Consider the following 25,951-nt stretch of genomic DNA (forward strand, 5'->3'; position numbering starts at 1 on the left):
CCAGCCAGCGGAGAACCCTGATGAGCGAATCCACCGAACGCGACGAACGCCACCTGGCGCGTATGCAGCGCAAGAAGGCGGTCATCGACGAACGTATCGCCAACTCCCCCAACGAATGCGGCTTGCTGCTGGTGCTAACCGGCAATGGCAAGGGCAAGAGCAGCTCGGCTTTCGGCATGCTCGCGCGCGCTTTGGGCCATGGCATGCAGTGCGGCGTGGTGCAGTTCATCAAGGGCCGCAACAGCACCGGCGAAGAGCTGTTTTTCCGGCGCTTCCCCGAGCAGGTGCGCTACCACGTGATGGGCGAAGGCTTTACCTGGGAAACCCAGGACCGTCAACGCGACATCGCTGCGGCCGAAGCGGCCTGGGCGGTGTCGCGCCAGCTGCTGCAGGACCCGAACGTACAGTTTGTGGTGCTGGACGAGCTGAACATTGCGCTCAAGCATGGCTACCTCGACCTCGATCAGGTGTTGTCCGACATCCAGGCCCGCCCGCCGATGCAGCATGTGATCGTCACTGGCCGTGCAGCCAAGCCTGAGATGATCGAACTGGCCGACACCGTGACCGAGATGGGCATGCTCAAGCATGCCTTCCAGGCCGGCATCCGCGCACAGAAGGGCGTCGAACTGTGAGCCAGGCGCGCCATTGCCCCGCCGTGTTGATCGCGGCACCCGCTTCTGGCCAGGGCAAGACAACGGTTACTGCCGCACTGGCCCGCCTGCACCGAAATCTCGGGCGCAAGGTGCGGGTGTTCAAGTGCGGGCCAGACTTCCTTGACCCGATGATCCTGGAAAGGGCCAGCGGCGCGCCGGTGTACCAGTTGGACCTGTGGATGATCGGCGCGGAGGAAAGCCGCCGGCTATTGTGGGAAGCCGCCGGGGAGGCCGACCTGATCCTGATCGAAGGCGTGATGGGGCTGTTCGATGGCACCCCGTCCAGTGCCGACCTGGCGCGCCATTTTGGCGTACCGGTGCTGGCGGTGATAGATGGCACAGCCATGGCCCAGACCTTCGGTGCATTGGCCCTGGGCCTGGCGCGTTACCAGGCCGACTTACCGTTTGCCGGCGTGCTGGCCAACCGGGTGGGCAGCCTGCGCCACGCACAATTGCTGGAGGGCAGCCTGACCGAGGGCCTGCGCTGGTATGGCGGTTTGTCCCGCGAGCGCGGCATCGAGCTGCCCAGCCGCCATCTGGGGCTGGTCCAGGCCAGTGAGCTGAATGACCTGGATGCCCGCCTGGATGCTGCTGCCGAGGCGCTAGGTGGCAGTTGTGACGCCGCCTTGCCGCCGCCGGTGAGCTTTGCCGCACCGCAGCCTCAAGCCTGCGTGGCCGCGCTGGCCGGTGTGCGAATCGGCGTGGCGCGGGACGAGGCGTTCGCCTTCACCTATGGCGCCAACCTCGACCTGCTGCGCAACCTCGGCGCCCATCTGGAATTCTTCTCGCCGTTGCACGACCGCGAGTTGCCGGAGGTCGATAGCCTGTACCTGCCGGGCGGCTACCCGGAGCTGCATCACCGGGCGCTGGCAGCGAACGCATCGATGTGCGAGGCGATCCGCACCCACCACGCACAGGGTAAGCCGTTGTTGGCCGAATGCGGCGGCATGCTGTACCTGCTCGATGCCTTGACCGATGTGGCAGGCGAACGCGCCGAACTGCTTGGCCTGCTGTCGGGCGAGGCGACCATGCAGAAGCGCCTCGCGGCCCTGGCGCTGCAGGCGGTGGAGTTACCGGAAGGTACCTTGCGCGGGCACACCTATCACCATTCGCTGACCAGCACCGGGCTGGAGCCGATTGCCCGCGGCCTGAGCCCCAATGGCGGGCGCGGCAACGAAGCGGTGTACCGTCTGGGGCGGTTGACGGCCTCCTACGTGCACTTCTACTTCCCTTCCAACCCGGATGCGGCGGCGGCGCTGTTGCGACCATGAGCGAACACGCTTTCAGCGACACCGAACGCGCCGCGATCTACCGCGTCATCGGCGAGCGCCGCGACATGCGCCACTTCGCTGGCGGCCAGGTTGAGCCTGCCTTGCTCGGTCGCCTGCTGGCCGCTGCGCACCAGGCGCCCAGCGTCGGGCTCATGCAGCCTTGGCGCTTCATCCGCATTACCCGGCGCGAGCTGCGTGGGCAGATCCAGGCCTTGGTTGAGGCGGAGCGCGTGCGCACTGCCGCGGCATTGGGCGAACGCTCCGACGACTTCATGAAGCTGAAGGTGGAAGGCATCAACGACTGTGCCGAACTGCTGGTGGCAGCCTTGATGGACAACCGCGAACCGCACATTTTCGGCCGCCGCACCCTGCCGGAAATGGACCTGGCCTCGCTGGCCTGTGCCATCCAGAACCTGTGGCTGGCAGCCCGTGGCGAAGGGCTGGGGATGGGCTGGGTGTCGCTGTTCGACCCGCTTGAACTGGCGGCGCTGCTGGGTATGCCTGCGGGTGCCAAGCCGGTCGCGGTGCTGTGCCTGGGCCCGGTCACCGAGTTTTACCCAGTGCCGATGCTGGTGCAGGAAAACTGGGCCGAAGCACGGCCTTTGAGTGAAATGCTGTTTGAGAACCAATGGGGAGAGCAGCAATGAGCGTGGCCTTGCTGACCGTGGCCGGGGTGGCCCTGGATGCATTGCTGGGCGAACCGCAGCGGCGCCATCCACTGGTGGCCTTCGGCAAGATGGCCAGCAACCTCGAGCGCCGATTGAATGCTGGCGGTCGTGGTTGGCGCAGTCATGGCGTGAGCGCCTGGGTTCTGGCGGTATTACCGCTGACCCTGGTGGCGCTGGTGCTGTCCTGGCTGCCGTATGTCGGCTGGCTGGTGGATGTGCTGGCGTTGTACTGTGCGGTGGGGTTGCGCAGCCTGGGCGAGCATGTGCTGCCGGTAGCCAACGCCTTGCGGCAGGGTGACCTGGAGGAAGCGCGGCGCCGGGTCGGCTTTTTGGTCAGCCGCGAAACCCGCGAACTGGACGAGCCGGCGGTGGCCCGGGCGGCCACCGAGTCGGTGCTGGAGAACGGCAGTGATGCCGTGTTCGCTGCGCTGTTCTGGTTTGTCGTGGCTGGCGCACCAGGCGTGGTGCTGTACCGCCTGAGCAATACCCTGGATGCCATGTGGGGTTACCGCAACGAACGCTTCGAGCGCTTTGGCTGGTGTGCGGCGCGCATCGACGACGTCCTCAACTATATTCCCGCAAGGCTGGTGGCGCTCACCTATGCGCTGCTCGGCAAGACCCGCCTGGCCCTGGCCTGCTGGCGCAGGCAGGGCCCGCTGTGGGACAGCCCCAACGCCGGGCCGGTGATGGCTGCCGGCGCCGGGGCGCTGGGCGTGGAGCTCGGCGGCCCGGCGGTTTACCACGGCGAATTGCACGAGCGGCCTCGCCTGGGTGAAGGGCCGATGGCCGATGCCGACGCCATCGAACGCGGTTGGGGCCTGGTGCAGCGCGGCGTCTGGCTGTGGCTGCTGGTGATCTGCCTGGGGGCTTATATCAATGCTTGAACACGGTGGTCGCCTGCTGCGCGCGGTGCGCCAATACGGAATTGCCCGCGAGCAGTGGCTCGACTTGTCCAGCGGCATTGCGCCCTGGCCGTTCCCGATTCCGGCAATTCCACTCGATGCCTGGGCCCGCCTGCCGGAAACCGAGGACGGCCTGGAAGACAGCGCGCGTGCCTATTATGGCGCCAGCCAGTTGCTGCCGGTGGCCGGCTCGCAGGCGGCTATCCAGGCGTTGCCGCTGATGCGCGCAGCCTGCCGGGTCGGGGTGCTTTCACCCTGTTATGCCGAGCATCCGTATGCCTGGCAGCGCGCAGGGCATCAGCTGGTGGAGCTGGGCGAAAGCCAGGTTGAGGCGGCGCTCGACAGCCTCGACGTGCTGGTGCTGGTCAACCCCAACAACCCCACCGGGCACCGAGTGCCGCGTGATCGCCTGCTGGCCTGGCATGCTCGTCTGGCCGCGCGGGGTGGCTGGCTTGTAGTTGATGAAGCCTTCATGGACAACACCCCGGCAGGCAGCGTGATGGACTGCGCCGAGCGCCCGGGCCTGATTGTGCTGCGCTCGTTCGGCAAGTTCTTCGGCCTGGCCGGGGTACGCCTTGGTTTCGTCGCTGCCGAGCACAGCCTGCTGCTGCGGCTGGCCGAATGGCTTGGGCCATGGACGGTGAATGGCCCGACCCGGGTGCTGGCACAGGCCAGCCTGGCTGATCAGGCTGCGCAGCGTACGCAGATCGAACGCTGTGCCGCGGCCAGCCACCGGCTCGCAGCGATGCTGAGCGGTGCTGGCCTGGCGCCCAGTGGTGGCTGCGACCTGTTCCAGTACGTGCGCAGCGAACGTGCTGCGCGATTGCACGACTTTCTCGCCCGCCGCGGCATCCTGGTGCGCCTGTTCGAACACCCTGCGGCGGTGCGCCTGGGCCTGCCTGCCTCTGAAGTGGATGAGCAGCGCCTGGCGCTGGCCTTGGCGGCCTATCAAAAGGAAACGGCATGACCACCCTCATGGTGCAAGGCACCACTTCCGACGCCGGCAAGAGCACGCTGGTGACCGCGCTGTGCCGCTGGCTGTTGCGCCAGGGTATCGGTGTGGTGCCGTTCAAACCGCAGAACATGGCGTTGAACAGTGCCGTGACCGCCGATGGCGGTGAAATCGGCCGCGCCCAGGCGGTACAGGCCCAGGCCTGCCGATTGGCGCCGCATACCGACATGAACCCGGTGCTGCTCAAGCCCAACAGCGATACCGGCGCCCAGGTGATCATCCAAGGCCGCGCCGTTACCAGCATGAACGCAGTGGCCTACCACGATTACAAGGCGATCGCCATGCAGGCAGTGTTGGCCTCGCACCAGCGCCTGAGTGCCGCCTGGCCGGTGGTGATGGTTGAAGGCGCAGGGTCGCCGGCGGAGATCAACCTGCGTGCTGGCGACATCGCCAACATGGGCTTTGCCGAAGCAGTGGACTGCCCGGTGATCCTGGTCGCCGATATCAACCGTGGTGGGGTGTTCGCCCATCTGGTGGGCACCCTGGAGCTGCTTTCGCCCAGTGAGCAGGCTCGGGTGAAAGGGTTTGTGATCAACCGCTTCCGTGGCGACATCGCGCTGTTGCAACCGGGGCTGGATTGGCTGGAGCAGCGCACCGGCAAACCGGTGCTGGGCGTACTGCCTTACGTCACCGACCTGCACCTGGAGGCCGAAGACGGTATCGACATGCGCCAGGGCGCGAAGCACGAACGCGTGCTCAAGGTGATCGTGCCGGTATTGCCGCGTATCAGTAACCACACCGATTTCGACCCACTGCGCCTGCACCCGCAGGTAGACCTGCAGTTCATCGCCGCGGGCCAGCCGATCCCCGCTGCCGACCTGATCATCCTGCCAGGCTCCAAAAGTGTGCGGGGCGATCTGGCGCAGTTGCGCGAGCGCGGCTGGGACAAGGCCATCGATCGGCATCTGCGCTATGGCGGCAAGCTGATCGGTATTTGCGGTGGCCTGCAGATGCTTGGCCGCGCGGTGCATGACCCGCTCGGGCTGGAGGGGGCTGCTGGCTCAAGCGCGGGGCTGGGCCTGTTCGATTACACCACGGTGCTTGAAGCAGAGAAGCAGCTGCGCAACGTGGCGGGCACGCTCAACCTTGAAGCCTCGCCGGTCAGCGGTTACGAGATCCATGCCGGAGTCACCACCGGCCCGGCTCTGGAGCGGCCTGCCATGCAGTTGGCAGATGGCCGCTGCGATGGCGCCATCAGTGCCGACGGGCAGGTGCTTGCCACCTACCTGCATGGTCTGTTCGAAGGTAGCCAGTCGTGCGCTGCGTTGCTGCGCTGGGCTGGCCTGGAGGATGTGCAGATGATTGATTACGAGGCCCTGCGCGAGCGCGACATCGAGCGCCTGGCCGACCTGGTGGAAACGCACCTGGACACCGCGCGCCTGCGCCAGCTGTGTGGGGTGGCCTGAAATGCTTAACCTGATCCTTGGCGGCGCGCGTTCCGGCAAGAGCCGCCTGGCCGAACAGCTGGCCAGTGCCAGCGGGCTGCCCGTGACCTACATTGCCACCAGTCAGCCGCTGGATGGTGAAATGAACGAACGCGTTCAGCTGCACCGCCAGCGTCGCCCTGCTGATTGGGGGTTGATTGAAGAGCCTCTGGCCTTGGCTGCCGTGCTGCGCGCCGAGGCGGACGAAGGGCGCTGCTTGCTGGTCGATTGCCTGACCCTGTGGTTGACCAACCTGTTGATGCTCGAAGACGAACAGCGCCTGGCCGAGGAGCGTGATGCCTTGCTGGCTTGCCTGGAACAGTTGCCCGGCAGCCTCATTCTGGTCAGTAACGAAACCGGCCTGGGCGTGGTGCCCATGGGCGAGCTGACCCGGCGTTATGTCGACCTGGCCGGCTGGCTGCACCAAGCCGTGGCCGAGCGCTGTCAGCGCGTGGTGCTGACCGTGGCCGGCCTGCCCCTGATACTCAAAGGACCTGCTCTATGACTCAAGCCTGGTGGCGCGAAGCCTGCCAACCTCTGGACAACGCCGCCATGGACAAGGCCCGCGCCCGTCAGCAACAGCTGACCAAACCTGCCGGCTCGCTGGGCCAGCTCGAAGGCCTGGCCATTCAGCTGGCTGGCTTGCAGGGGCAAGAACGCCCCTCGCTCGATAAGGCCGCGATCGGCATTTTTGCCGGCGACCACGGCGTGGTCGAGGAGGGCATCTCGGCTTACCCGCAGGCGGTGACTGGGCAGATGCTGCGCAACTTCGTCGGCGGCGGCGCCGCTATCAGCGTGCTGGCGCGGCAACTGCAGGCCAGCCTGGACGTGGTCGATCTCGGCACCATCGACCCACAGCTGGAACTGCCCGGCGTGCGCCATCTGCGCCTCGGCGCCGGCACCGCCAACTTTGCCCGCCAGCCGGCGATGACCGAGGCCCAACTGCAAGCCGCCTTGCAGGCCGGGCGCGAGAGCGCGCTGCGTGCAGCCGAACAGGGCGCGCAGTTGTTCATCGGTGGCGAAATGGGCATTGGCAACACCACGGCGGCCGCGGCCTTGGCCAGCGTCCTGCTGGGCTGCCCGGCAGCAGAACTGAGCGGGCCGGGCACCGGCTTGGACAACGCCGGGGTGCGGCACAAGGCTGAGGTCATCGAGCGGGCGTTGCAACTGCATGGCTTGCGTGCCGAGGAGCCGCTGCAAGCGTTGGCTTGTGTAGGTGGTTTCGAGATTGCCGCGCTGGCCGGTGCCTACCTGGGCTGCGCGCAGGCAGGCGTCGTGGTGCTGGTGGACGGCTTCATCTGCAGCGTCGCTGCGCTGGTGGCGGTACGTCTCAACCCGCAGTGTCGGGCCTGGTTGCTGTTCGCCCATCAAGGGGCCGAGCCTGGGCACAAGGCCTTGCTCGCTGCGCTGCAGGCTGAGCCGTTGCTGGCCCTGGGCCTACGCCTGGGCGAGGGCAGTGGCGCTGCCTTGGCAGTGCCACTGTTGCGCCTGGCCTGTGCGCTGCACGGGCAGATGGCGACCTTTGCCGAGGCCGCGGTGGCGGACCGTCCGGCATGATCCTCGATCTGCTGCGCCACGGTGAAACCGAGCAGGGCGGCCTGCGCGGCAGCCTTGACGATGCCTTGACTGAAAAGGGCTGGGCGCAGATGCGCAGTGCCGTGGCCGAGGCCGGCCCGTGGCAGGTGCTGGTCAGCTCGCCGCTGCAGCGTTGTGCGCGTTTTGCCGATGAGCTGGGTGCGCGCCTGGATGTGCCGGTGCAGCGCGAACCGCGTTTGCAGGAGCTGCATTTTGGCGATTGGGAAGGCCACAGCGCTGCGCAGATCATGGAAACCCAGGCGGATGCACTCGGGCGTTTCTGGGCTGACCCCTACGCCTTCACGCCGCCCAATGGTGAGCCGGTCGAAGCGTTCTCCGAGCGGGTGTTGGCGGCAGTCGAGGGTTTGCGCCTTCAACATGCCGGCAAGCGCGTGCTGCTGGTCACCCATGGTGGAGTGATGCGCCTGCTGCTGGCCCGTGCTCGTGGTTTGCCGAGAGAGCACTTGCTGCAGGTCGAAGTCGGGCATGGCGCGTTGATGCGGCTGGTTTCGGATGACAGCGGGCAGTGGGTCGAGGAAGTTTGAGATGTTGCCTTTCTGGATAGCCTTGCAGTTTCTCAGCAGCCTGCCGGTGAGCCTGCCGGGCATGCCGGCGCCCCGTGATACCGGGCGCTCATTATTGTGCTATCCGCTGGTCGGGCTGCTGTTCGGCCTGCTGTTGTGGCTGGCGAGCCATCTGCTGCAAGGCACGTCGGCGCCGCTGCATGCGGCGTTGCTGCTGACGCTGTGGGTGCTGCTCAGTGGTGCCTTGCACCTGGATGGCCTGGCGGACAGCGCCGATGCCTGGCTAGGCGGCTTTGGCGACCGTGAGCGCACCTTGCGCATCATGAAGGATCCGCGCAGTGGGCCCATTGCCGTGGTCACCCTGGTGGTGGTGCTGCTGCTGAAGTTTTGCGCCCTGTGGGTACTGGTAGAGCAGGGAGTTGGCGTGCAGTTGCTGCTGGCGCCACTGATCGGGCGGGCGGCGATGCTGGGGTTGTTTCTCTGCACGCCTTATGTTCGGCCAGGTGGCTTGGGCCAGGCGCTGGCCGAGTACCTGCCCCGACGTGCAGCCGGGTGGGTGTTGCTGGGCACTGCGCTGTTCTGCCTGTGCCTGGGCGGATGGGCCGTGCTGCTGGCGCTGATGGTGTTCGCCTGGTTGCGGCAGATGATGTGTCGGCGCTTGGGCGGGACCACCGGGGATACCGCAGGCGCAATGCTGGAGCTGCTCGAACTGACCGTAGTGCTGGCGCTGGCATTGGGCATTTGAACCGTTGCCTTGCGCAGCATCTGCAGGCGCAAACTGTCGAAGGTGAGGCGGTTTCTGTAAGACGTTTCTGAGCAGAAACGGATGGTAACTGTCTGGAAAAACCCAGAAACTGCGCAGATCTTTCAGTTGGCTTATGCTCCCGGTTTTGGTCGAAGGGGAGGATCTGCCCATGCGTCATTACGTGCTCACGATCTTGTTGATAGCCATGAGTCCCGCTGTGTTTGCAGCTGACCTCATGGCGTTCTGGGACGCCCCCCGCCACGGCGGCAACAGCTTCAACCGATTGCCACCCGACCAAGCCTATTTCGATGCCTTGAGCGGCTACGGTGCCACCTGGGTGCGGCTTTCCTACGACAAATGGCAACCGGCAGACCGTGATTTCCTCCTCGGCAACGCTGATTCCTATGTCGGCCTGCCCGCTGCCGATTTGGCGACGCTGCGCGCCACGCTCGACCGTGCGCACCAGGCGGGGCTGAAGGTGGTCATCGCGCCGCTCTCGCTGCCCGGCATGCGTTGGTCGCAAAACAACCAGGGCCGGTTCGATGACCGTCTGTGGCAGGACAAACGCTTCTGGTTACAGGCTGCAGGTTTCTGGCAGGACATGGCGCGTGAACTGAAAGGCCACCCAGCCATCGCCGCCTACAACCTGATCAATGAGCCTGCGCCAGAAAAGCACAGCGACTTGGCCGAGCATGCTGACCCTGGGCAGATGCAGCAGTGGTATGCCCGAGAACAGGGCGGTGCGCGTGATCTGCCGGCGTTATACCGGCAACTGATAGCGGCCATTCGCGAGGAGGACTCTGACACGCCGATCATGGTCGATGCCGGCTGGTTCGCGGCTGCAGATGCGTTCGCATACTGGCCGAGCGCCCTGGAAGACCAGCGGGTACTGTACAGCGTGCACATGTACGAGCCTTATCATGTGACCAGCTCGCCCAACATGGCGCGCAAACAGCCCATCGCCTATCCCGGCCCCGCACCGTTTGCCGGGCAAACCCAGCAGTGGAACAGGCAGCGCGTGGAGCAGTACCTGCAGCAACCAATGGCGTGGGCAGAGGCCATGAACGTGCCGCGTTCACGCCTGGTGGTGGGCGAGTTCGGCTGCATGCGCCGGTTGCCGGGTTGCCTGCAGTATCTCGAGGACGTGCTCGGAGTCATGGAGCGCGATCAGTTGCACTGGGCGTTCTATAGCTTCCGCGAAGACAGCTGGGATGGCATGGACTACGAACTGGGGTCGGCCAAGGTGCCGTGGCGCTATTGGCAGGCGATTGACCAGGGGGCGCCGGACCCGCTGCCGCGCAAGGCCACGGTGGAGTTCGAGCCCATCCGCAAGCGCTTGGCCCCAGGTTGGCTTGAAGCCAGACCATGAAATTGATTGCAACACTGGTGACGCGGGTATATACACGTATCCATGCTGACCAGTGAATGCATCTGTACCCATTTGCGTCGGGCCGCCCGTGGGGTGAGCCGGCATTACGACGAGGCCCTTGCCGGCTTCGGGGTCAATGTCGCGCAGTTTTCCCTGTTACGGCACCTGCAAAGGCTCGACCGCCCCAGCATTACCACCCTCGCCGAGGCCATGGGCCTTGAGCGCAGCACCTTGGGCCGTAACCTGCGGGTGCTGGAGGCCGAGGGGCTGGTGGCACTGGCCGGTGGCGACGACCAGCGCAACCGCGTGGTGCTATTGACCGATGCGGGTGTGCAGTTGCTGCAGGCAGCCCACCCCGCCTGGGAAAAGGCCCAGGTCGAGTTGGTGGCGCGGCTGGGGGAAGGGCAGCGGGATGAACTGGTGCGTTTGCTGGACCAACTGGCCTGAATCGATACGACTATGAGCGGGTATATACCCGCAAAAACCTTGTGATGTGCTGGAGATAACGACAATGACTTCGGTGTGGCGTACCAGCGGATGGGTATTGTTGGGGGCGGCTTTGATCCTGGCGCTGTCCCTGGGTGTGCGGCACGGCTTTGGCCTGTTCCTGGCACCCATGAGCGCCGATTTCGGTTGGGGGCGCGAGGTGTTCGCCTTCGCAATTGCCTTGCAGAACCTGATCTGGGGGCTGGCGCAGCCGTTCGCGGGTGCCCTGGCCGACCGCCTGGGCGCGGCAAAGGTAGTGATCATTGGCGGCATTCTGTATGCCGGCGGCCTGATCCTGATGGGCATGGCTGACTCGGCCTGGTCGTTGTCGCTGAGTGCCGGCTTGCTGATCGGCATTGGCCTTTCCGGCACCTCGTTCTCGGTCATTCTGGGCGTAGTCGGGCGTGCAGTGCCTGCCGAGAAGCGCAGCATGGCCATGGGCATCGCCAGTGCCGCTGGCTCGTTCGGTCAGTTCGCCATGCTGCCGGGTACCCTGGGCCTGATCCAGTGGCTGGGCTGGTCGGCAGCGTTGCTGGTGCTGGGGTTGATGGTGGCGTTCATCGTGCCCTTCGTCGGCCTGCTGCGTGACCGCCCGTTGCCCAGTAGTGCTACCGAGCAGACGCTGGGCCAGGCACTACGCGAGGCCTGCTCGCATTCGGGGTTCTGGTTGCTGGCGCTGGGCTTTTTTGTCTGTGGCTTCCAGGTCGTGTTCATTGGTGTGCACCTGCCGGCCTACCTGGTTGACCAGCACCTGGCCGCAACTACCGGTACCACGGTGCTGGCGTTGGTTGGCCTGTTCAATATCGTTGGTACCTTCACCGCTGGTTGGCTGGGCGGGCGCATGTCCAAGCCGCGCTTGCTGACCGGGCTGTACCTGTTGCGTGCGGTGGTGATCGTGCTGTTCCTGTGGGCGCCGGTGAGCGAGTTCAGTGCGTATCTGTTCGGCATCGCCATGGGCCTTTTGTGGCTTTCCACGGTGCCGCTGACCAATGGCACCGTGGCCACGGTGTTCGGCGTGCGCAACTTGTCCATGCTGGGCGGTATCGTGTTCCTGTTCCACCAGCTGGGTGCCTTCCTGGGTGGCTGGCTGGGCGGGGTCGTGTATGACCGTACCGGCAGCTACGACTTGGTCTGGCAAATTTCCATCCTGCTTAGCCTGTTGGCTGCAGCCCTTAATTGGCCCGTGCGCGAACGCCCGGTTGCCCGCCTGCAGGCACAGGCCGCATGAACCGCTACCTGACCCGTGGCTTGCTGGCCGTCGCTGCGCTGGCGCTATTGGCGCTGGTGTGGTGGGGGTGGCACCGGGGTGGGATGGCGTTGATGCAACTGGGCATGGGGGTTTGTTAGGCGATAGGGCCGCCTTTTCATGGCTCCCGGAAGCGGGTCTTTTGCTCGGAGGTAGCGCTCATTCAGTGTTGTGGTGCGGGCCACATGTCTCGATGCGTCGGCTATGGGTTCGTAACGCAAAGTGGGCATTCGCGTGCTTCTGGCGCTACCCTGCAGGTTCAAGGATTCAATGCGGGAGAACGAACCATGCGTGCACATGGGTTTGCGGTGCCGGTGCTAGCGTTACTTGCCAGCGCATCGAGCTGGGCTGCCGATTGCCCGGCGTTGTTGCAGGGCAGCTTGCCGGAGTTGCGGGGCAAGGGCCAGGTCGAGCTGTGCGAACGGTTTGCGGGCAAGCCGCTGGTGGTGGTGAATACTGCGAGTTACTGCGGGTTTGCGCCGCAGTTCGAGGGGCTTGAGGCGACTTACAAGCACTATCACGAGCAGGGCCTGGAGATGCTCGGCGTGCCGTCCAATGACTTCAAGCAGGAAGACGCCGACAGCGAGAAGACCGCGAAGGTCTGTTATGCCAACTATGGCGTTACTTTCACCATGACCAAGACCCAGCCGGTGCGGGGTAAAGATGCGATACCGCTGTTCGCCGAGCTGGCCAACCAGAGTAGTGCGCCGAAGTGGAATTTCTACAAGTATGTTGTGGATCGCAAGGGCAAGGTGATCGGAAATTTCTCCAGCCTCACCAAGCCGGATGATCCAGCGTTCCGGGCAGCGATTGAAAAGGCTATCGCCTCGAAGCAGTAACCTGGTTGCTGGTTGCTGGTTGCTGGTTGCTGGTTGCCGGTTGCCGGTTGCCGGTTACTGGTGCTTGCTTTGGCTCTAGCTCTTGCTCCGGTTTTTGATTCTGCTTCTAAGTGCGCGATAGTTCAGGCGACACAGGTTGCGACTTCAGTAGGCCGAGCGAAGGGCATGCGGAGGGAGGTGACGGGCATGGATGCCCGTCAAGCGCTGAGGCCCCATGGATGGGGCCTTCGGCGCGTACTCCCGGGAGCATGCCCGTAGCGAGGGGACCCCGGAGCGTAGCGTAGGGGCCGGATGATGGGAGCCAGCGTTTTTTGGTTACTTTTTGTCGCGTTTGACAAAAAGTGACCCGCCGTAAGGGCGGAAAGGTGACTGCGCGCCGCCTTTGAAAATGAATGTTGACTGTGATGTTGATGCCCACGCCTTGAGGCGGAAAGCGAAAAGCGAAAAGCGGAAAGCGGAAAGCGAAAAGCGGAAAGCGCTGGTTTTGATGGCGCGCATAGGCCGGTTGCGATGGCGACTCTGACTCACCTTTTCGCCCTTACGGCGAGTCACTTTTTGTCAAACGCGACAAAAAGTAACCAAAAAACGCTGCGCTCCCATCATCCGGCCCCTGCGCTGCGCTCCGGGGTTCCCTCACTCCGGCATTGCTCCCGGCAGGACCGCGCCGAAGGCCCCATCCTGGGGCCTCAGCGCTTGACGGGCATCCATGCCCGTCACCTGCCTCCGCAATGCCTGCGTTCGGCCTCCTGAAGTCGCGAAGATCAAGATCAAGATCAAGATCAAGATCAAGATCAAGATCAAGATCAAGATCAAGATCAAGATCGAGATCGAGATCGAGATCGAGACAGCGGCGTTTCTTGCGGGCTGTGTTACTTCGTATGCACCGTACACGCCACCAGCCTCACCACCACTGGCCGCACCACCAACACGCAAACAAACGCCACCGGCATCGCCAACTGATAAGCCTTCAGCACATTGCTCAGGTACTCCGGGGTAATCCCCGCATTCGCCGCAGTGATCACGAAACACATCAACAGCGCCATGATCGACGACATGTAAAAAGCGAAAACGTAGGGCGTGGCGGCTGGGTGCAATTTGCGTCGGCTGCGCGCTTGGGAAAGGTTGTTCATGCAAGCTCCTGAAAATGGATGGAGCTGCAGGTTAGCAACGCGCGTAGTCGCAGCTGTAGACCAGCAGGATTGAGTACTTTATAAAGAAATTCTTACGAATCCACGAGCCTTCCCATGGACCTGCTCAACGCCATCCGTTGCTTCATCAAGGTGGTTGAAGCCGGCAGCATCGTCGCTGGCGCCCGCAACCTGGGTCTCACCCCGGCGGCGGTCAGCCAGAACCTGGCCCGGTTGGAAGGCCACCTGCAGGTGCGCCTGCTCAGCCGCAGTACACGCAGTATGGCCCTGACACCCGCTGGCACTCAGTATTACCAGCGGGTCAGCCATATAGAGCGTGACCTCGCCCTCGCCGAGCAAGCCGTCACCACCCCGGACAGTGAACCTCAGGGGCGGCTTTGTATTGCCTCGACGACAGCCTTCGGCCGCCATGTGCTGGCGCCACTGATCCCCGCATTCAGCGCCCGCTATCCGCTGCTTTCGATAGAATTGGTAACGACTGATCGCCGGGTCAACCATGCGCGTGAAGACGTTGACGTGAGCTTGCGCATCGCACCGCAACTGGAAGACCAGCTGTTGGCCCGGCACATCGCCCGCATCCCGTTCATTTGCTGTGCATCGCCCGGGTACCTGCAAAATGCCGGTGAGCCGGCCACACCGGAGGCCTTGCGCGATCATCGCTGCCTGGTGTTCCGCTACCCCGTGGACGGCCGCTTCCTGCGATGGGGATTCATGCGCGACGGACTGCGCTTTGAGCCAGTATTTGGCAACGTGCTGATAAGCGATGACATCGACGCCCTTACCCAGATGGCCCTCCACGATGGAGGCATAACCCGGCTGGCCGAGTTCATCGTGCGGCCGCACTTGGCTTCTGGCGCCTTGGTGCCATTGTTCGAATTCAGTGACAGTGGCCAGGCCTACGCCCAGACTGAACCCATGGACATCTATCTGTGCTTGGCTGACCGTTTTGCCATGACGACGAAAGTGCGAGTGTTCATGGACTACCTGCGCGAATGCCTGGGTGATAGCTGGCAGGTGCAGGAATGAAAAAACCGCCACGAAGGCGGTTTTTCTTGCAACGCACAAGAATCAGAAACGGTAGGTGAGGGATGCACCGATACCGTGAGCGCTGTTCTCGTACTTGGCCTGGTAGCTACCCTTGGTTGCGCTGACCTGATTGACCTTGGTGTCCTCTTCCCACAGATAGGAATAGGCCACGTCGATGGTCATGTCGTCGTTCGGGCTCCAGCCGGCACCCAGGCTGAAGATCTTGCGGTCACCGGTCGGGATGCGTGGCGAACGGTCGTGGTTGTTGGTTGGCGACTGGTCGACGGTGAAGCCGGTGCGCAGCACCCACTCCTTGTTCACCTTGTAGGATGCACCAATGGCGTGGGCCCAGGTGTCATGCCAGTTCTGCTCTTCGGTGATGGTCTCGAACGCCGAACCAGCCAATGGTGCCGGTACATCGTTCTGGACGGTGATGTTCTCCAGGCGGCTCCAGCGCGTCCAGGTGCTGCCTGCGTACAGGGTCCACTGGTCGTCCAGTTCGTGGGTAACCGAAAGGTCGACAGACTCCGGCGTCTTGATCTTCAGCGTGGCGTCGAACTTGTCGCCGTCGAACGGCCCGATCAGCGGGGTGCTGACACGGGTCTTGCCCTCCAGCTTGTAGTCGACCATCGAGTGGTAGGTCAGGCCGACGCGGGTACGGTCGGTGGCCTGGACCAGGATACCGATGTTGTAGCCAATGGCAGTGTCATCACCCTTGATCTTGACTTCGCCGTCGTTACTGCCCGGGCTGAACGGGTTGATCAGGCTTGAGCCCAGTTCGCCCTCGATGCGGTTGATGGTCGGGCCGAAACCAATCGAGACCTTGTCGTTGAAGGCATAGCTGACAGTCGGCTGGAAAGTGACAACCTGTACGTGGCTTTTCTTGCCCCAGTAACGTGCGGCGTCATCACTGCCGTAGTCGGTTACCAGGCCGAACGGTACATAGACACCGAAGCCTACGCTCCAGTGGTCATCGATCGGCTTGACGTAGTAGCCCATGGGCACGCCAACCACAGGCACCATGTCACCATCGGTTTCCCCCCCGAGGTTGCTGCCTGGGCCCGAGATGTCGGACTTGGCAATGACGGCGGCGCCGCCCACGGTGAACTGTTCGCGCTTGAGGCGGGACATGCCAGCCGGGTTGCCAAACACGGTGCTGGCATCATCGGCAGAAGAAGAACGTCCCGCGAAACCTGTCCCCATGCTGCTGATGCTCTGTTCGTTGAGCGCGAAGCCGCTGGCGAGTAGTTGGCTGGAAGCAAGCGCAATCGCTACGCCGAGGGAGGTTTTGAGCATTACTTTTTTCATTATTAGAAAACTCCTTGGGATCTCCGGGGCGAAAAGCTACCAACAAATCACGCGCTGCGCTATAGCCTCAATCGCAGGAGTTAGCGCGCTTTTGTAGGACAATCCGACCAAAATTCCCTTTTTTCCGGTTTTATTGTAGGACGCGTCTTAAGATGCCTGTGGCAATCTCCGATCTATGCAGGTATGCCAAGCGTTGATGAAGTCGCGCAGGCGACCTTGGGGGTTGAAAATCTGTCGCCAGATCCGCGCAAGCGCCAACAAATCGTCAGCCGCAGGCAAGGGCGTGGACTGCTCCTCGACGAGCATCCAGGCAATGGCAGTGGAGTAGCGAAGGTTGACGGTCAGCTCTAGATGCGGGCCGCCCAGGAAGGCGTGCTGGCTGGCCAGGCCGCGGATCATGCTGGCCAGGTCGGGGTCACGGGCCAAGTAGTCGTCCCAGAGCGCCTGGTGACGATGTTCGCCAATGCGGTAAAGGCCGTGCCCTCGCCGGTCGTGCAAGGCAGAGCCGAGTGCCGACTGGCTGGCGGCGATGCCCAGCAACAAAGCTTCGGCGCTGGCGCAGTGACGGTTCAGGTAGACCAGGGTGGGTCGGATCACATACTGACACAATTCATTCGCCGCAATACCCATGATGCCCTCGAGCAAGTAAGGGCCGGACGGGCGCTGGAGCTTGGCAGCTGGTGAATGATCAGGCCCGCCGGAAGCGGCAAGCACCGCTCGAGTTGAAGTGTAGTGTGATAATCGTGGTGTAAAAGGCTGTTTTTAAATCGATTGCTGCCGGACGCCCTTGGCTATATGCCTTAAGGCAATTACGCCAAGAACGTTCAGGCAGGCTCGAGACGGCTCGATTCAGCGCTTGAATACCGCGGTATTCGCCACTCACGCGGTGAGCGACTGGCGGGTCCGGGCGATCACCGCCTGCAGCGGTTCGGTGCGGCTGTACTGTTCAGGGTACAGGCGCTCGGTGTGGCAGGCGACGCCGTGTTCGTCTACCAGGGTGAAGCTGAAGCTGCCCTTGCGTGGGGCAACGATAAGGCACTTCAGCGGCGAGAAGGCCTGGGAGAGGGTGCCAATGGCAGCCTGAATTTGATGATGAGTTTGCATATTGTTGGAGGTTCCTGCTTTAAACACGGGGGTTATGATCCGTGCATGATAGAAACGTTCCAGTGACGCCTTTATTAAGGGACGAACGAACCTGACTGGAACAGGGCAGCCAGAGGGAGCGCGATCAAAGGTTTGCGCCTGGGCTGACTGGTAGGTACTTCAGAGGGCAGGCAGCACGCCGGGGCCAAGGTTCTAGGCCGTCGGGTGGGATCCTGATCAATCTGTAAGGTGATTCGTGCTTGAACAGCGCAAGGCTGGCGAGTGAATCATCGAAAGGGCCGGTCCGGATTTCAGCAGGGCCACTCTTGGGGGGAGGGCGTCTGCAAGGACATTGGGGCCAGAATTGACTTTCAGCTTGGTACTAACGAGGCGCACCTTACCTTAAATGCAGGTGGTTGGCAAGCGCTACGTTCGTAGAGGGTAGCCGCGCAGTATGGCGCGTATCTGCGCCGCTGGGAAGAGGGGCAAATGGCCCATATCCGCGCTGATGTGCCCTGTTCGTGCACTCAACTGAATGTTATTGGTGCACTTGTTCACATTTGGGGCGGCGCTTGTAACGGCTTGGCAACACCCCAGGTCGGTCTCGCCAATGCCTTGACTGGGTGGTTAAGTCAATGAAAAAAAACACTATTTTCAGCTGGTGAAAAAATCGTCAGTTTGACCAAGGCCCCCATTTCACGGGGGTTTGCGGGGTATGCGAGGGGGTTGTCCACCGAGTTATCCACAGGAACTGTGGATTGTCCCTGGCACTTGCTCTAGCACGGGCGTGCCAGCAGCCGAGGGAACTGTCCGACAATCGACATGCGCTAACGGACCGGTTGGTCATCCACCTGGAAACGTCAAGAAAAGATCATCGAAATTTTTTTTCAATCCCCCAGAAATCGACAGGTCAGGGCGAAAAAAAAAGAGTAGAGTGGCGCGCCTTTCGAGTCGCCAAACCTGTTGCTCATGAAGTTCCGCAGTAAACACCTCGCCAGTCCCGCTGTATCGACCCATGCCCCTCCCGCGAAGCGTTTTTCATTGAAGGTAGCCTTGTGGCTGCTCGACAGCCCGCGCCTGGGTGACAAGCCGCAAGTCAAGCACTTGGCTGGGCGCCTGTTGAAGCAACCCGCTCGCCAGGGCGTGGTGGTGGCGCAAAGCCGCCTTGGGCAGATGCTGTGCCGTGATTGCGGCAATGCCCGCGACCGGCGCATTGGTCATGAGTTGCTACGCCAGGCGGCCCGTGCCGGTGACTGGCGGGCGCAGCTGGAATATGCGCAGCTGTGCCAGCAGAGCGAGCCTGAACAGGCCCGCTACTGGCTGGAACTGGCGGCAGGGCAGGGCTCGCAGGACGCGCGGCGGCTGCTGCGGCAGTGGTTTCCTGGCTAAGGTAGCTACAGGCAACACACCCGTCAGGCTGATAAGCTGCACTCAATTCGCATCAGAGCATCGGGGTAAGCATGACAGTGGATCTGGCCAGCATACTGCTGGGCTTGGTGGCAGGCGCATTACCCTGCCTGGGTTGGATCATGCAGGTGCAGCGCCGCCAGGGCGCCCGGCAAGGCGAGCAGGCCTTGCTTGAGGAACGCCTCAACGCTGCCCAGTTGGCCCAAGCCGGCTTGCAGGCGCAACTGGATGCCAGCCGCGATGAAGTCAGCGACCTCAGTGAGGCCAACGCCGTCAAGCAGGCCCAGCTGGCCGCCCAGGGCCGTGAACTGGAGCTGCTGCAGATCGACCGCGACAACGCCCGTGATGCCGCACACGCCTGGCACCTTGAGCGCGCCAACCGTGAAGCCGAGCTGCGCCGCCTGGAGGCCCAAACCGCTCGCCTGGACGCCGAACTGCGCGAGCAACAGGAAAGCCACCAGCAGCGCCTGGAAGACCTGCAGGAGGCACGTGACACGCTGCGTGCCCAGTTCGCCGACATGGCCACCAAGATCTTCGACGAGCGTGAGCAGCGCTTCGCCCAGACCAGCCAACAGCACCTCGGCCAGCTGCTGGACCCGCTCAAAGAACGCATCCAGTCGTTCGAGAAACGCGTGGAGGAGAGCTACCAGCAGGAAGCCCGCGAGCGCTTTTCGTTGGGCAAGGAGCTCGAGCGCCTGCAACAGCTCAACCTGCGCCTGTCCGACGAAGCCACCAACCTCACTCAGGCCCTGAAAGGTCAGAAAACCCAGGGCAACTGGGGCGAGCTGATCCTTGAGCGGGTGCTTGAGCATGCCGGCCTTGAAAAAGGGCGCGAGTACCAGACCCAGGTCAGCCTGAAGAGCGCCGATGGTGAGCGTTTCCAGCCCGATGTGCTGATCATGCTGCCTGGTGACAAGCAGGTGGTGGTGGACGCGAAGGTCAGCCTTACCGCGTACCAGCAGTTCGTTGCCGGTAACGACGAGGCCGCGCTGAAGCAGCATGTGCAATCGCTGCGCAGCCACGTCAAAGGCCTTTCGAGCAAGGACTATAACCGCCTCGAAGGGCTGCACAGCCTGGACTTCGTGCTGCTGTTCGTGCCAATCGAGGCAGCCTTCTCGGCAGCCTTGCAGGCCGAGCCGAACCTGTTCCAGGAAGCCTTCGACCGGCAGATCGTGATTGTCAGCCCGACCACCTTGCTCGCCACCTTGCGGGTGATCGACAGCTTGTGGAAGCAGGAACGCCAGGGCCAGAACGCCCGGGAAATCGCCGAGCGCGCCGGTTGGCTGTACGACAAGTTCGTGCTGTTCATCCAGGACCTGGACGAGCTGGGCAGTCGCCTGCAACAGGTGGACAAGGCCTACGCTGCGGCGCGCAACAAGCTCTGTGAAGGGCGCGGCAACCTGGTCAGCCGCAGTGAACAACTGAAGTTGCTGGGCGCCCGAGCCAGCAAGAGCCTGCCGGCCGACCTGCTGGAGCGGGCGCTATCCGACGAGGCGCTGCCCGACGAAGCGGTTACTGAGCCAGGCTCAGATGGCGGTTGAGCATGGCGCGCAGGGCCGCAGGCTTGACCGGCTTGGCGAGGTAATCCAGGCCTGATGCGTGCACCAGGGCGATGGTTTCCTTGCTGCCGTCGGCACTGATCACCACCCCTGGCACTGGCTCACCCAGCCGTGCCCGCAACCAGCCCATCAGCCCGGTGCCAGTCTCCCCGTCGTCCAGGTGATAGTCCACCAGCGCCAGGTGCGGGCGCATGCCCTTGGCCAGCAAGGCTTCGCATTCGGCCTGGTTGCGCGCGGTCCACACCTGGCAGCCCCAGCGGCTGAGCAGGCTGTTCATGCCGATCAGGATGCTGTCTTCGTTGTCCACGCACAGCACCTGCAACCCGGCCAGCGGCTGGCCGACTTGCTCTACCGGCGCGCTCGGTGCCGGGGCCGCCTGGCGGGCAATCGGCACGCTGACACGGAACACTGTGCCCTTGCCTGGCCACGAACGCACTTCCAGTGGGTGGCCGAGCACCCGGCACAGGCCATCGGCGATCGCCAGGCCCAGGCCCAGGCCTTTTTCGGCGCGGGTCTGGTGGCTGTCCAGGCGCTTGAACTCCTGGAAGATCACCTGCAGCTTGTCGTCGGCGATGCCTGGGCCACGGTCCCATACCTCCAGCCACAGGCGTTCGCCCTGGCGGCGCACCCCTAGCAGAATCGGGCTCTTGCCGTAGCGCAGGGCGTTGGTGAGGAAGTTCTGCAACACCCGGCGCAGCAGTTTCATGTCGCTGTCCACCCGCAGGCGGCTGCCACGCAGGCGGAATTCCAGGCCCTTCTCGGCAGCCAGCAGCTTGAACTCGGCGCCCAGGGTGTCGAACAGTTCGTTGAGGGCGAATGGCTTGGCATCCGGGGTGATCTTGCCGTTCTCCAGGCGCGAGATGTCCAGCAGGTCGCTGATCAGCTCTTCGGCCGAGCGCAGCGAACTGTCCATGTGCTGCACCAACTGCTGGGCCTCTTCGTTCATGCCCTCGGCCTGTTGCGACAAGGCCGCGGAGAACAGCCGCGCGGCGTTCAGCGGCTGCATCAGGTCATGGCTGACTGCGGCCAGGAAGCGGGTCTTGGACTTGCTCACCGCTTCGGCCTGGCTCTTGGCTTCGGACAATGCCTGGTTCAGTTGCGACAGCTCGTGGGTGCGCTCTGCCACCCGTTGCTCCAGGCCTTCGTTGGAATCACGCAGGGCCTGTTCGGCCTCGCGGAACGGGGTGATGTCGGTAAAGCTCATGACGAAGCCGCCGCCGGGCATCGGGTTGCCGATCAGTTCGATCACCCGGCCGTTGGGGAACAGGCGCTCCGAAGAGTGTGCGCGCCCCTGGCGCATCCAGTGCAGGCGCCGCGCCACGTGCACCTGGGCCTCGCCCGGGCCGCACAGCCCGCGTTCAGCGTTGTAGCGGATGATGTCGGCAATGGGCCGGCCCACGCTGATCAGCCCGTCCGGATAGTTGAACAGTTCCAGGTAGCGGCGGTTCCAGGCCACCAAATGCAGGTTCTGGTCGACCACGCTGATGCCCTGGTTGATGTTTTCGATGGCCCCTTGCAGCAAGGCGCGGTTGAACTGCAGCACTTCGCTGGCTTCGTCTGCGATGCGGACAACGTCCTCCAGCTGCATGTCGCGGCCTTCGATGGCAGCCTTGACCACGGCGCGGGTCGATGAAGTGCCGAGCACCCCGGCCAGCAGGCGTTCGGTGTGTTCGATCCAGTCGCCGTCGGCGTTCTGGTTAGGGTTGAAACCCTTGCCCTGCCGGTAGGCGAAGCGGATGAAACTCTGCCGTGCGCGCTCCTCGCCGACAAAGCGCGAAGCCAGGGTCAGCAGGTCGTCGATCTGCACCGCCAGCAGCGGCTTGCTGCTGGGCCGCGCGCTGGTTTGCTGGCCGATGAAGCGGCCGGCCTGCCAATGCTCGGAAACCCGTGTGCGTGACAGCACCGACACCCAGGCGAACAGGGTGAAATTGCCCGCCAGCGACAGCACCACGCCCTGTGTCAGCGGGCTGATCGGCAGATTCAGCGGGTTGCCGTGCAACCACGCCAGCCCTGGGAACAGCTGCAGCGACCAGCCCAGGCTGTGTGCTGCAATCGGCAGTACCAGGGTGTAGAACCAGAGGAAAATGCCAGCGGCCAGGCCAGCGAACACACCACGGCGGTTGGCCTGTTTCCAGTACAGCGCGCCGAGCATGGCCGGGGTCAATTGGGTCACGGCGGCAAAGGCGATCTGGCCGATGGTCGCCAGGCTGGCGGTGGAACCCAGCAAGCGGTAACTGACATACGCCAGCAGCAAGATCACCACGATGGTTACCCGGCGTACCGAGAGCATCCAGTGGCGGAACGCTTCGAACGGCCGCTCGGCGTTATTGCGGCGCAGCAACCAGGGCAGCAGCATGTCGTTGGAGACCATGGTCGATAGCGCCACGGCTTCGACGATAACCATGCCGGTGGCCGCCGAGGCGCCGCCGATGAACGCCAGCAGGGCCAGGCTAGGGTGTGCCTCGGCCAGCGGCAGGCTGATGACGAACGAATCGGAAATCACCGTGCCCGGCAGCAGCATCTGCCCGGCCAGGGCAATCGGCACCACGAACAGCGCGGCCAGCGCCAGGTACATCGGGAATACCCAACGCGCCAGGCGCATGTCCTGCGCTTCGATGTTCTCCACCACGGTGACGTGGAACTGCCGCGGCAGGCAGATGATCGCCATCATCGCCACGGCGGTCTGCACCACCATCGACGGCCAGTTGATGGTTTCCTGCCAGTAGTCCTGCAAGTGGATCGACTGGCGCGCCTGGCTGAACAGGTCATCGAAACCGTCATACAGGTTGAAGACGATGAAAATGCCCACGGCAAGGAACGCCAGCAGCTTGATCAGCGATTCGAAGGCAATTGCCAGGACCATGCCGCGGTGGTGCTCGGTCACGTCGAGGCTGCGGGTACCGAAGACGATGGCGAACAGCGCCAGCACCAGCGACACCACCAGTGCGGTGTCCTGAACACGGGTGCCGGTGGCATCGGCGTTGGCGCCGATCAGCAGGTTCACGCCCAGCACGATGCCCTTGAGCTGCAGGGCGATGTACGGCAGCACGCCGACCAGGCAGATCAGCGCCACCACCACGGCCAGGCTTTGCGACTTGCCGTAGCGCGCAGCGATGAAGTCAGCGATCGAGGTGATGTTCTGCTGCTTGCTGATCAGCACCATCTTCTGCAGCACCCAAGGTGCGAAGACCATCAGCAGCACCGGGCCCAGGTAGATCGGCAGAAACGCCCACAGCTGTTCGGCGGCCTGGCCGACAGCGCCGAAGAAGGTCCAGCTGGTGCAGTACACGGCCAGCGAAAGGCTGTACACCCAGGCACGCAGCTTCGGCGGCAACGGCGTGCTGCGGCGGTCGCCATAGAAGGCGATGGCGAACATGACGGCCATATAGGCCAGGGCGACCACGGCGATCAGCCCGCTGGACAACGACATGAAGACTCCGAAGCAAAAAGATAACGCGGTCCCGATCAGTCAGTCTGGCACGCGCGTGCCGCTTCGTCAGCGCCGACGATGGTTGTAGGAGCGGGTTCACCCGCGAATAGGCCGGAACAGGCAACATCAACCCCTGCGGGTCCCCAACCAATAGAACACCCCTGCCAGTATCACCGACAACACCAGCAGGTAGAAGACCGCCCCTGGCCACAGGTGTACCAGTGCGAACCCCACCATCACCGGCCCCAGTGCCGCCCCCAGGTTGGACAGGTTCTGCGCGCCGTAATACACCCCGCGCAAGTGCTCCGGTGCGATCAGGTCGATGAACATGTACTCGGCTGGGATCACGATGATTTCGCCCAAGGTGAACACCAGCATCGCCAGGCACCAGGCCAGCACCGAGCCCGCCAGCGCAAAACCCAGCAAGCCGGCGATGAACAGGCCCATGCCGGCCAACAGCCACGGCATCAGACGCTGGCGGCTGATACGCCGGCCAATCAGGTACTGCAAGGCAATGACCGTCACGGCGTTGGTGGTGACCAGATAGCCGATCAGCCGTGCGGCTTCGGTTGGGTTGCTGGTCACCACCAGGTACTGGGACAGGTAGGCGGTGAACTGGCCGAACACCACCGCGCTCAGCACCCCACCCACGGTAAAGCACACCAGCCGACGATCCCGCATCAGCCCCAGCGCCACTTGGCCGAAGCCGGCCGCGGGTTTGTCCGGCGCGCTTGCCTGCAGGCTGCGATCACCAAGGCGCCAATAAGCCAGGCACATGGCCAGGCCAAGCAGGGCAGAGGCGAGGAACGGCACATGGTCGTTCAGTTCAAGCATGACCACGCCCAGCAACGGGCCGGCGGCATAGCCGACGTTGCTGAGGGTGTACTTGATGGCGAATACCTCGGCCCGCTCACCGACCGGCAGTAACGCGCAGAAGCCCGCTTTGGCGGCGATGTCGACCACCGCCAGGGCCAGGTTGATCAACACCAGGCAAAAGAAGAACGGCAGCGCCGAACGGCTGGCGACCGCGCCGACGAAGGCCAGGGCGAACAGCAGGGTACTGGCGCTGACCAGCGTGTGGTTGCTCAAGCTGTCGACCAGATGGCCACCATACAGACTCAATAGCGAGGCGACGATCAGCGCGCCACCGATCAGCAGGCCGATCTGGCTGATCGGCAGCTGGAAATTGTCAGCCAGGTAAACCACCAGGTAGGGCAGGGTGAGGGCGCGGGCGACGGTAAGCGTGAAGGTGGTGGTGAGCAGCAGGCGAACGGTGTGCGGGTAGCGTTTTATGGCGGCGAGCATTGCCACGTCCTTGTTGTGCGGGTTTGCCGAGCACAAGCATAAGCCACATGCGGTAATTGCAGCAGCACCGGGGCAGCCACTCGCGACACCAGGCCGCCTCACGGGCAAATGGGCGACAGGCGGAGGATTGACAGCCCGTCAGGCTCGGGGAATACTCACGAAAAATTCATATATATGTTTATATAACAAGACGAGAGCGAGACCCATGCACCCATTGACCGGTGATGCTCGACTGCCCCGCTACCAACAACTGCGCGACCACATGGTCGGGCAAATTGCCAACAATCGCTGGCGTCCGGGGGAAGCGATCCCGACCGAAGCAGCCCTGGCTACCGAGTTCGACATGTCGATCGGCACCGTGCGCAAGGCCGTCGATGTACTGGTGGCCGAAGGCGTGCTGGAGCGCCAGCAGGGCCGAGGCACCTTCATTCGCCGCCCACAGTTCCAGTCGTCGCTGTTCCGCTTCTTCCGTTTCGAGGCCGCCAATGGCGAGCGCATAGTGCCGGAAAGCCGCATTCTCTCCATCGAGTCGCTTCCGGCGCCTTCGGCGGTGGCCGAGGCATTGGGCCTGGCGGGGGAGGCAGAAGTGATCCGCATCGTTCGCACCCGTCTGCTCGGCGCCCAGCCGGTGCTGGCTGAAGAAATCTGGCTGCCGCGCCAAACCTTCCAGCCGCTGCTGGACGTGGATCTGAACAGCAAGGGCCCACTGCTGTACCCGATCTACGAAGCGCTGTGCGGTCAGGTGGTCGCCTACGCCGAAGAGACCCTGACCGCCGAAGCGGTCGACGCGGTGCATGGCCGCTTGTTGCAACTGCCGGCCGACAGCCCGGTGGTGGTGATCGAGCGCCTGGCCCGGGACTACGCCGGCAAACCGTTGGAATGGCGCCGCTCGCGCGGGCATGCGCAGCACTTCCGCTACCGCATCGACATTCGCTAAACCGGTCGCGTCACCCTTTTACCTGCCTGCGCCG

General features: G+C 63.5%; 25 protein-coding genes. 19 read left to right on the forward strand and 6 right to left on the reverse strand.

Annotation, left to right across the window (positions count from 1 at the left end; all coding sequences use genetic code 11):
* Nucleotides 1-20 precede the first annotated feature (20 nt).
* From cobO to OO258_RS15435, 15 genes are all read left to right on the forward strand, one after another.
* The gene (gene cobO, locus OO258_RS15365) at nucleotides 21-632 is read left to right on the forward strand and encodes a cob(I)yrinic acid a,c-diamide adenosyltransferase (RefSeq protein ID WP_110746106.1); all 612 of its coding nucleotides are present in this window, start codon (nucleotides 21-23) and stop codon (nucleotides 630-632) included.
* Nucleotides 629-1,924, forward strand: coding sequence for a cobyrinate a,c-diamide synthase (locus OO258_RS15370; protein ID WP_266031350.1), 1,296 nt, complete (start codon nucleotides 629-631; stop codon nucleotides 1,922-1,924). The genes cobO and OO258_RS15370 overlap by 4 nt, the downstream gene beginning before the upstream one ends.
* Nucleotides 1,921-2,571 carry a 5,6-dimethylbenzimidazole synthase gene (gene bluB / locus OO258_RS15375; protein ID WP_266031352.1) on the forward strand — a complete coding sequence of 217 codons (651 nt, stop codon included), beginning with the start codon at nucleotides 1,921-1,923 and terminating at the stop codon, nucleotides 2,569-2,571. Before OO258_RS15370 ends, bluB begins: the two co-directional genes overlap by 4 nt.
* A complete protein-coding gene (gene cbiB, locus OO258_RS15380; protein ID WP_266031353.1) occupies nucleotides 2,568-3,476 on the forward strand; it encodes an adenosylcobinamide-phosphate synthase CbiB in 909 nt (302 codons plus the stop codon). Before bluB ends, cbiB begins: the two co-directional genes overlap by 4 nt.
* A complete protein-coding gene (gene cobD, locus OO258_RS15385; protein ID WP_266031355.1) occupies nucleotides 3,469-4,461 on the forward strand; it encodes a threonine-phosphate decarboxylase CobD in 993 nt (330 codons plus the stop codon). The genes cbiB and cobD overlap by 8 nt, the downstream gene beginning before the upstream one ends.
* Nucleotides 4,458-5,912 (forward strand): cobyric acid synthase, encoded by a 1,455-nt coding sequence (locus OO258_RS15390; protein ID WP_266031357.1) that lies wholly within the window; start codon nucleotides 4,458-4,460, stop codon nucleotides 5,910-5,912. Before cobD ends, OO258_RS15390 begins: the two co-directional genes overlap by 4 nt.
* A gap of 1 nt (nucleotide 5,913) precedes the next feature.
* Nucleotides 5,914-6,435 carry a bifunctional adenosylcobinamide kinase/adenosylcobinamide-phosphate guanylyltransferase gene (gene cobU / locus OO258_RS15395; protein ID WP_266031359.1) on the forward strand — a complete coding sequence of 174 codons (522 nt, stop codon included), beginning with the start codon at nucleotides 5,914-5,916 and terminating at the stop codon, nucleotides 6,433-6,435.
* Nucleotides 6,432-7,487 carry a nicotinate-nucleotide--dimethylbenzimidazole phosphoribosyltransferase gene (cobT, locus tag OO258_RS15400; protein ID WP_266031361.1) on the forward strand — a complete coding sequence of 352 codons (1,056 nt, stop codon included), beginning with the start codon at nucleotides 6,432-6,434 and terminating at the stop codon, nucleotides 7,485-7,487. Before cobU ends, cobT begins: the two co-directional genes overlap by 4 nt.
* Nucleotides 7,484-8,050, forward strand: coding sequence for an alpha-ribazole phosphatase family protein (gene cobC / locus OO258_RS15405; RefSeq protein WP_266031363.1), 567 nt, complete (start codon nucleotides 7,484-7,486; stop codon nucleotides 8,048-8,050). Before cobT ends, cobC begins: the two co-directional genes overlap by 4 nt.
* A 1-nt stretch (nucleotide 8,051) precedes the next feature.
* The gene (locus tag OO258_RS15410) at nucleotides 8,052-8,774 is read left to right on the forward strand and encodes an adenosylcobinamide-GDP ribazoletransferase (protein ID WP_266031365.1); all 723 of its coding nucleotides are present in this window, start codon (nucleotides 8,052-8,054) and stop codon (nucleotides 8,772-8,774) included.
* A 235-nt stretch (nucleotides 8,775-9,009) separates the two neighbouring features.
* Nucleotides 9,010-10,143: a glycoside hydrolase family 5 protein gene (locus tag OO258_RS15415; protein WP_266031533.1), complete on the forward strand. Its 1,134-nt coding sequence runs from the start codon at nucleotides 9,010-9,012 to the stop codon at nucleotides 10,141-10,143.
* A 42-nt stretch (nucleotides 10,144-10,185) separates the two neighbouring features.
* Complete coding sequence (locus OO258_RS15420) at nucleotides 10,186-10,590, forward strand: MarR family winged helix-turn-helix transcriptional regulator (protein ID WP_110746117.1); 405 nt, start codon at nucleotides 10,186-10,188, stop codon at nucleotides 10,588-10,590.
* A gap of 64 nt (nucleotides 10,591-10,654) precedes the next feature.
* Nucleotides 10,655-11,857 (forward strand): MFS transporter, encoded by a 1,203-nt coding sequence (locus OO258_RS15425; RefSeq protein ID WP_416309209.1) that lies wholly within the window; start codon nucleotides 10,655-10,657, stop codon nucleotides 11,855-11,857.
* A complete protein-coding gene (locus OO258_RS15430; RefSeq protein WP_256590639.1) occupies nucleotides 11,854-11,976 on the forward strand; it encodes a hypothetical protein in 123 nt (40 codons plus the stop codon). Before OO258_RS15425 ends, OO258_RS15430 begins: the two co-directional genes overlap by 4 nt.
* 186 nt (nucleotides 11,977-12,162) lie before the next feature.
* Complete coding sequence (locus tag OO258_RS15435; protein ID WP_266031368.1) at nucleotides 12,163-12,714, forward strand: glutathione peroxidase; 552 nt, start codon at nucleotides 12,163-12,165, stop codon at nucleotides 12,712-12,714.
* Nucleotides 12,715-13,583: 869 nt separating this feature from the next.
* Here OO258_RS15435 and OO258_RS15440 read toward each other — a convergent pair.
* Entirely contained in the window at nucleotides 13,584-13,844 is a 261-nt protein-coding gene (locus OO258_RS15440) for a DUF2798 domain-containing protein (RefSeq protein ID WP_266031370.1), read from the reverse strand.
* A gap of 114 nt (nucleotides 13,845-13,958) precedes the next feature.
* Between OO258_RS15440 and OO258_RS15445 the strand changes: the two genes are divergently transcribed.
* Complete coding sequence (locus OO258_RS15445) at nucleotides 13,959-14,888, forward strand: LysR family transcriptional regulator (RefSeq protein WP_266031372.1); 930 nt, start codon at nucleotides 13,959-13,961, stop codon at nucleotides 14,886-14,888.
* A gap of 42 nt (nucleotides 14,889-14,930) precedes the next feature.
* Here the strand turns inward: OO258_RS15445 and OO258_RS15450 are convergent, their stop codons facing one another.
* The 3 genes from OO258_RS15450 to OO258_RS15460 form a co-directional block, all read right to left on the reverse strand.
* Nucleotides 14,931-16,196 (reverse strand): OmpP1/FadL family transporter, encoded by a 1,266-nt coding sequence (locus OO258_RS15450; protein WP_266031374.1) that lies wholly within the window; start codon nucleotides 16,194-16,196, stop codon nucleotides 14,931-14,933.
* A gap of 147 nt (nucleotides 16,197-16,343) precedes the next feature.
* Entirely contained in the window at nucleotides 16,344-16,826 is a 483-nt protein-coding gene (locus OO258_RS15455) for a hypothetical protein (RefSeq protein WP_266031376.1), read from the reverse strand.
* Nucleotides 16,827-17,075: 249 nt separating this feature from the next.
* Nucleotides 17,076-17,300, reverse strand: a complete 225-nt coding sequence (locus OO258_RS15460) for a hypothetical protein (RefSeq protein ID WP_110745620.1) — start codon at nucleotides 17,298-17,300, stop codon at nucleotides 17,076-17,078.
* A 948-nt stretch (nucleotides 17,301-18,248) separates the two neighbouring features.
* Between OO258_RS15460 and OO258_RS15465 the strand changes: the two genes are divergently transcribed.
* Together OO258_RS15465 and rmuC are read left to right on the forward strand one after the other, a co-directional pair.
* On the forward strand, nucleotides 18,249-18,668 hold the full coding sequence (locus OO258_RS15465; RefSeq protein ID WP_266031379.1) for a tetratricopeptide repeat protein: 420 nt from the start codon (nucleotides 18,249-18,251) through the stop codon (nucleotides 18,666-18,668).
* Nucleotides 18,669-18,853: 185 nt separating this feature from the next.
* Nucleotides 18,854-20,227, forward strand: coding sequence for a DNA recombination protein RmuC (rmuC, locus tag OO258_RS15470; protein ID WP_266031537.1), 1,374 nt, complete (start codon nucleotides 18,854-18,856; stop codon nucleotides 20,225-20,227).
* Here the strand turns inward: rmuC and OO258_RS15475 are convergent.
* Nucleotides 20,199-23,675: a PAS domain-containing hybrid sensor histidine kinase/response regulator gene (locus OO258_RS15475; protein ID WP_266031380.1), complete on the reverse strand. Its 3,477-nt coding sequence runs from the start codon at nucleotides 23,673-23,675 to the stop codon at nucleotides 20,199-20,201. The genes rmuC and OO258_RS15475 overlap by 29 nt on opposite strands.
* 126 nt (nucleotides 23,676-23,801) lie before the next feature.
* The gene (locus tag OO258_RS15480; RefSeq protein ID WP_266031382.1) at nucleotides 23,802-24,980 is read right to left on the reverse strand and encodes an MFS transporter; all 1,179 of its coding nucleotides are present in this window, start codon (nucleotides 24,978-24,980) and stop codon (nucleotides 23,802-23,804) included.
* 205 nt (nucleotides 24,981-25,185) lie between these two features.
* Here OO258_RS15480 and OO258_RS15485 point away from each other — a divergent pair, with 205 nt between their 5' ends.
* Nucleotides 25,186-25,917 (forward strand): GntR family transcriptional regulator, encoded by a 732-nt coding sequence (locus tag OO258_RS15485; protein ID WP_266031384.1) that lies wholly within the window; start codon nucleotides 25,186-25,188, stop codon nucleotides 25,915-25,917.
* Nucleotides 25,918-25,951 lie beyond the last annotated feature (34 nt).

This window comes from Pseudomonas sp. DCB_BI, assembly GCF_026240995.1.
Classification (GTDB): domain Bacteria; phylum Pseudomonadota; class Gammaproteobacteria; order Pseudomonadales; family Pseudomonadaceae; genus Aquipseudomonas.

Coding starts and splice junctions, on each gene's coding strand:
- cobO (WP_110746106.1), top strand. CDS start 21: ATGAGCGAATCCACCGAACGCGACGAACGCCACCTGGCGCGTATGCAG.
- bluB (WP_266031352.1), top strand. CDS start 1,921: ATGAGCGAACACGCTTTCAGCGACACCGAACGCGCCGCGATCTACCGC.
- cbiB (WP_266031353.1), top strand. CDS start 2,568: ATGAGCGTGGCCTTGCTGACCGTGGCCGGGGTGGCCCTGGATGCATTG.
- cobD (WP_266031355.1), top strand. CDS start 3,469: ATGCTTGAACACGGTGGTCGCCTGCTGCGCGCGGTGCGCCAATACGGA.
- OO258_RS15390 (WP_266031357.1), top strand. CDS start 4,458: ATGACCACCCTCATGGTGCAAGGCACCACTTCCGACGCCGGCAAGAGC.
- cobU (WP_266031359.1), top strand. CDS start 5,914: ATGCTTAACCTGATCCTTGGCGGCGCGCGTTCCGGCAAGAGCCGCCTG.
- cobT (WP_266031361.1), top strand. CDS start 6,432: ATGACTCAAGCCTGGTGGCGCGAAGCCTGCCAACCTCTGGACAACGCC.
- cobC (WP_266031363.1), top strand. CDS start 7,484: ATGATCCTCGATCTGCTGCGCCACGGTGAAACCGAGCAGGGCGGCCTG.
- OO258_RS15410 (WP_266031365.1), top strand. CDS start 8,052: ATGTTGCCTTTCTGGATAGCCTTGCAGTTTCTCAGCAGCCTGCCGGTG.
- OO258_RS15415 (WP_266031533.1), top strand. CDS start 9,010: ATGGCGTTCTGGGACGCCCCCCGCCACGGCGGCAACAGCTTCAACCGA.
- OO258_RS15420 (WP_110746117.1), top strand. CDS start 10,186: ATGCTGACCAGTGAATGCATCTGTACCCATTTGCGTCGGGCCGCCCGT.
- OO258_RS15425 (WP_416309209.1), top strand. CDS start 10,655: ATGACTTCGGTGTGGCGTACCAGCGGATGGGTATTGTTGGGGGCGGCT.
- OO258_RS15430 (WP_256590639.1), top strand. CDS start 11,854: ATGAACCGCTACCTGACCCGTGGCTTGCTGGCCGTCGCTGCGCTGGCG.
- OO258_RS15435 (WP_266031368.1), top strand. CDS start 12,163: ATGCGTGCACATGGGTTTGCGGTGCCGGTGCTAGCGTTACTTGCCAGC.
- OO258_RS15440 (WP_266031370.1), bottom strand. CDS start 13,844: ATGAACAACCTTTCCCAAGCGCGCAGCCGACGCAAATTGCACCCAGCC.
- OO258_RS15445 (WP_266031372.1), top strand. CDS start 13,959: ATGGACCTGCTCAACGCCATCCGTTGCTTCATCAAGGTGGTTGAAGCC.
- OO258_RS15450 (WP_266031374.1), bottom strand. CDS start 16,196: ATGAAAAAAGTAATGCTCAAAACCTCCCTCGGCGTAGCGATTGCGCTT.
- OO258_RS15455 (WP_266031376.1), bottom strand. CDS start 16,826: ATGGGTATTGCGGCGAATGAATTGTGTCAGTATGTGATCCGACCCACC.
- OO258_RS15460 (WP_110745620.1), bottom strand. CDS start 17,300: ATGCAAACTCATCATCAAATTCAGGCTGCCATTGGCACCCTCTCCCAG.
- OO258_RS15465 (WP_266031379.1), top strand. CDS start 18,249: ATGAAGTTCCGCAGTAAACACCTCGCCAGTCCCGCTGTATCGACCCAT.
- OO258_RS15475 (WP_266031380.1), bottom strand. CDS start 23,675: ATGTCGTTGTCCAGCGGGCTGATCGCCGTGGTCGCCCTGGCCTATATG.
- OO258_RS15480 (WP_266031382.1), bottom strand. CDS start 24,980: ATGCTCGCCGCCATAAAACGCTACCCGCACACCGTTCGCCTGCTGCTC.
- OO258_RS15485 (WP_266031384.1), top strand. CDS start 25,186: ATGCACCCATTGACCGGTGATGCTCGACTGCCCCGCTACCAACAACTG.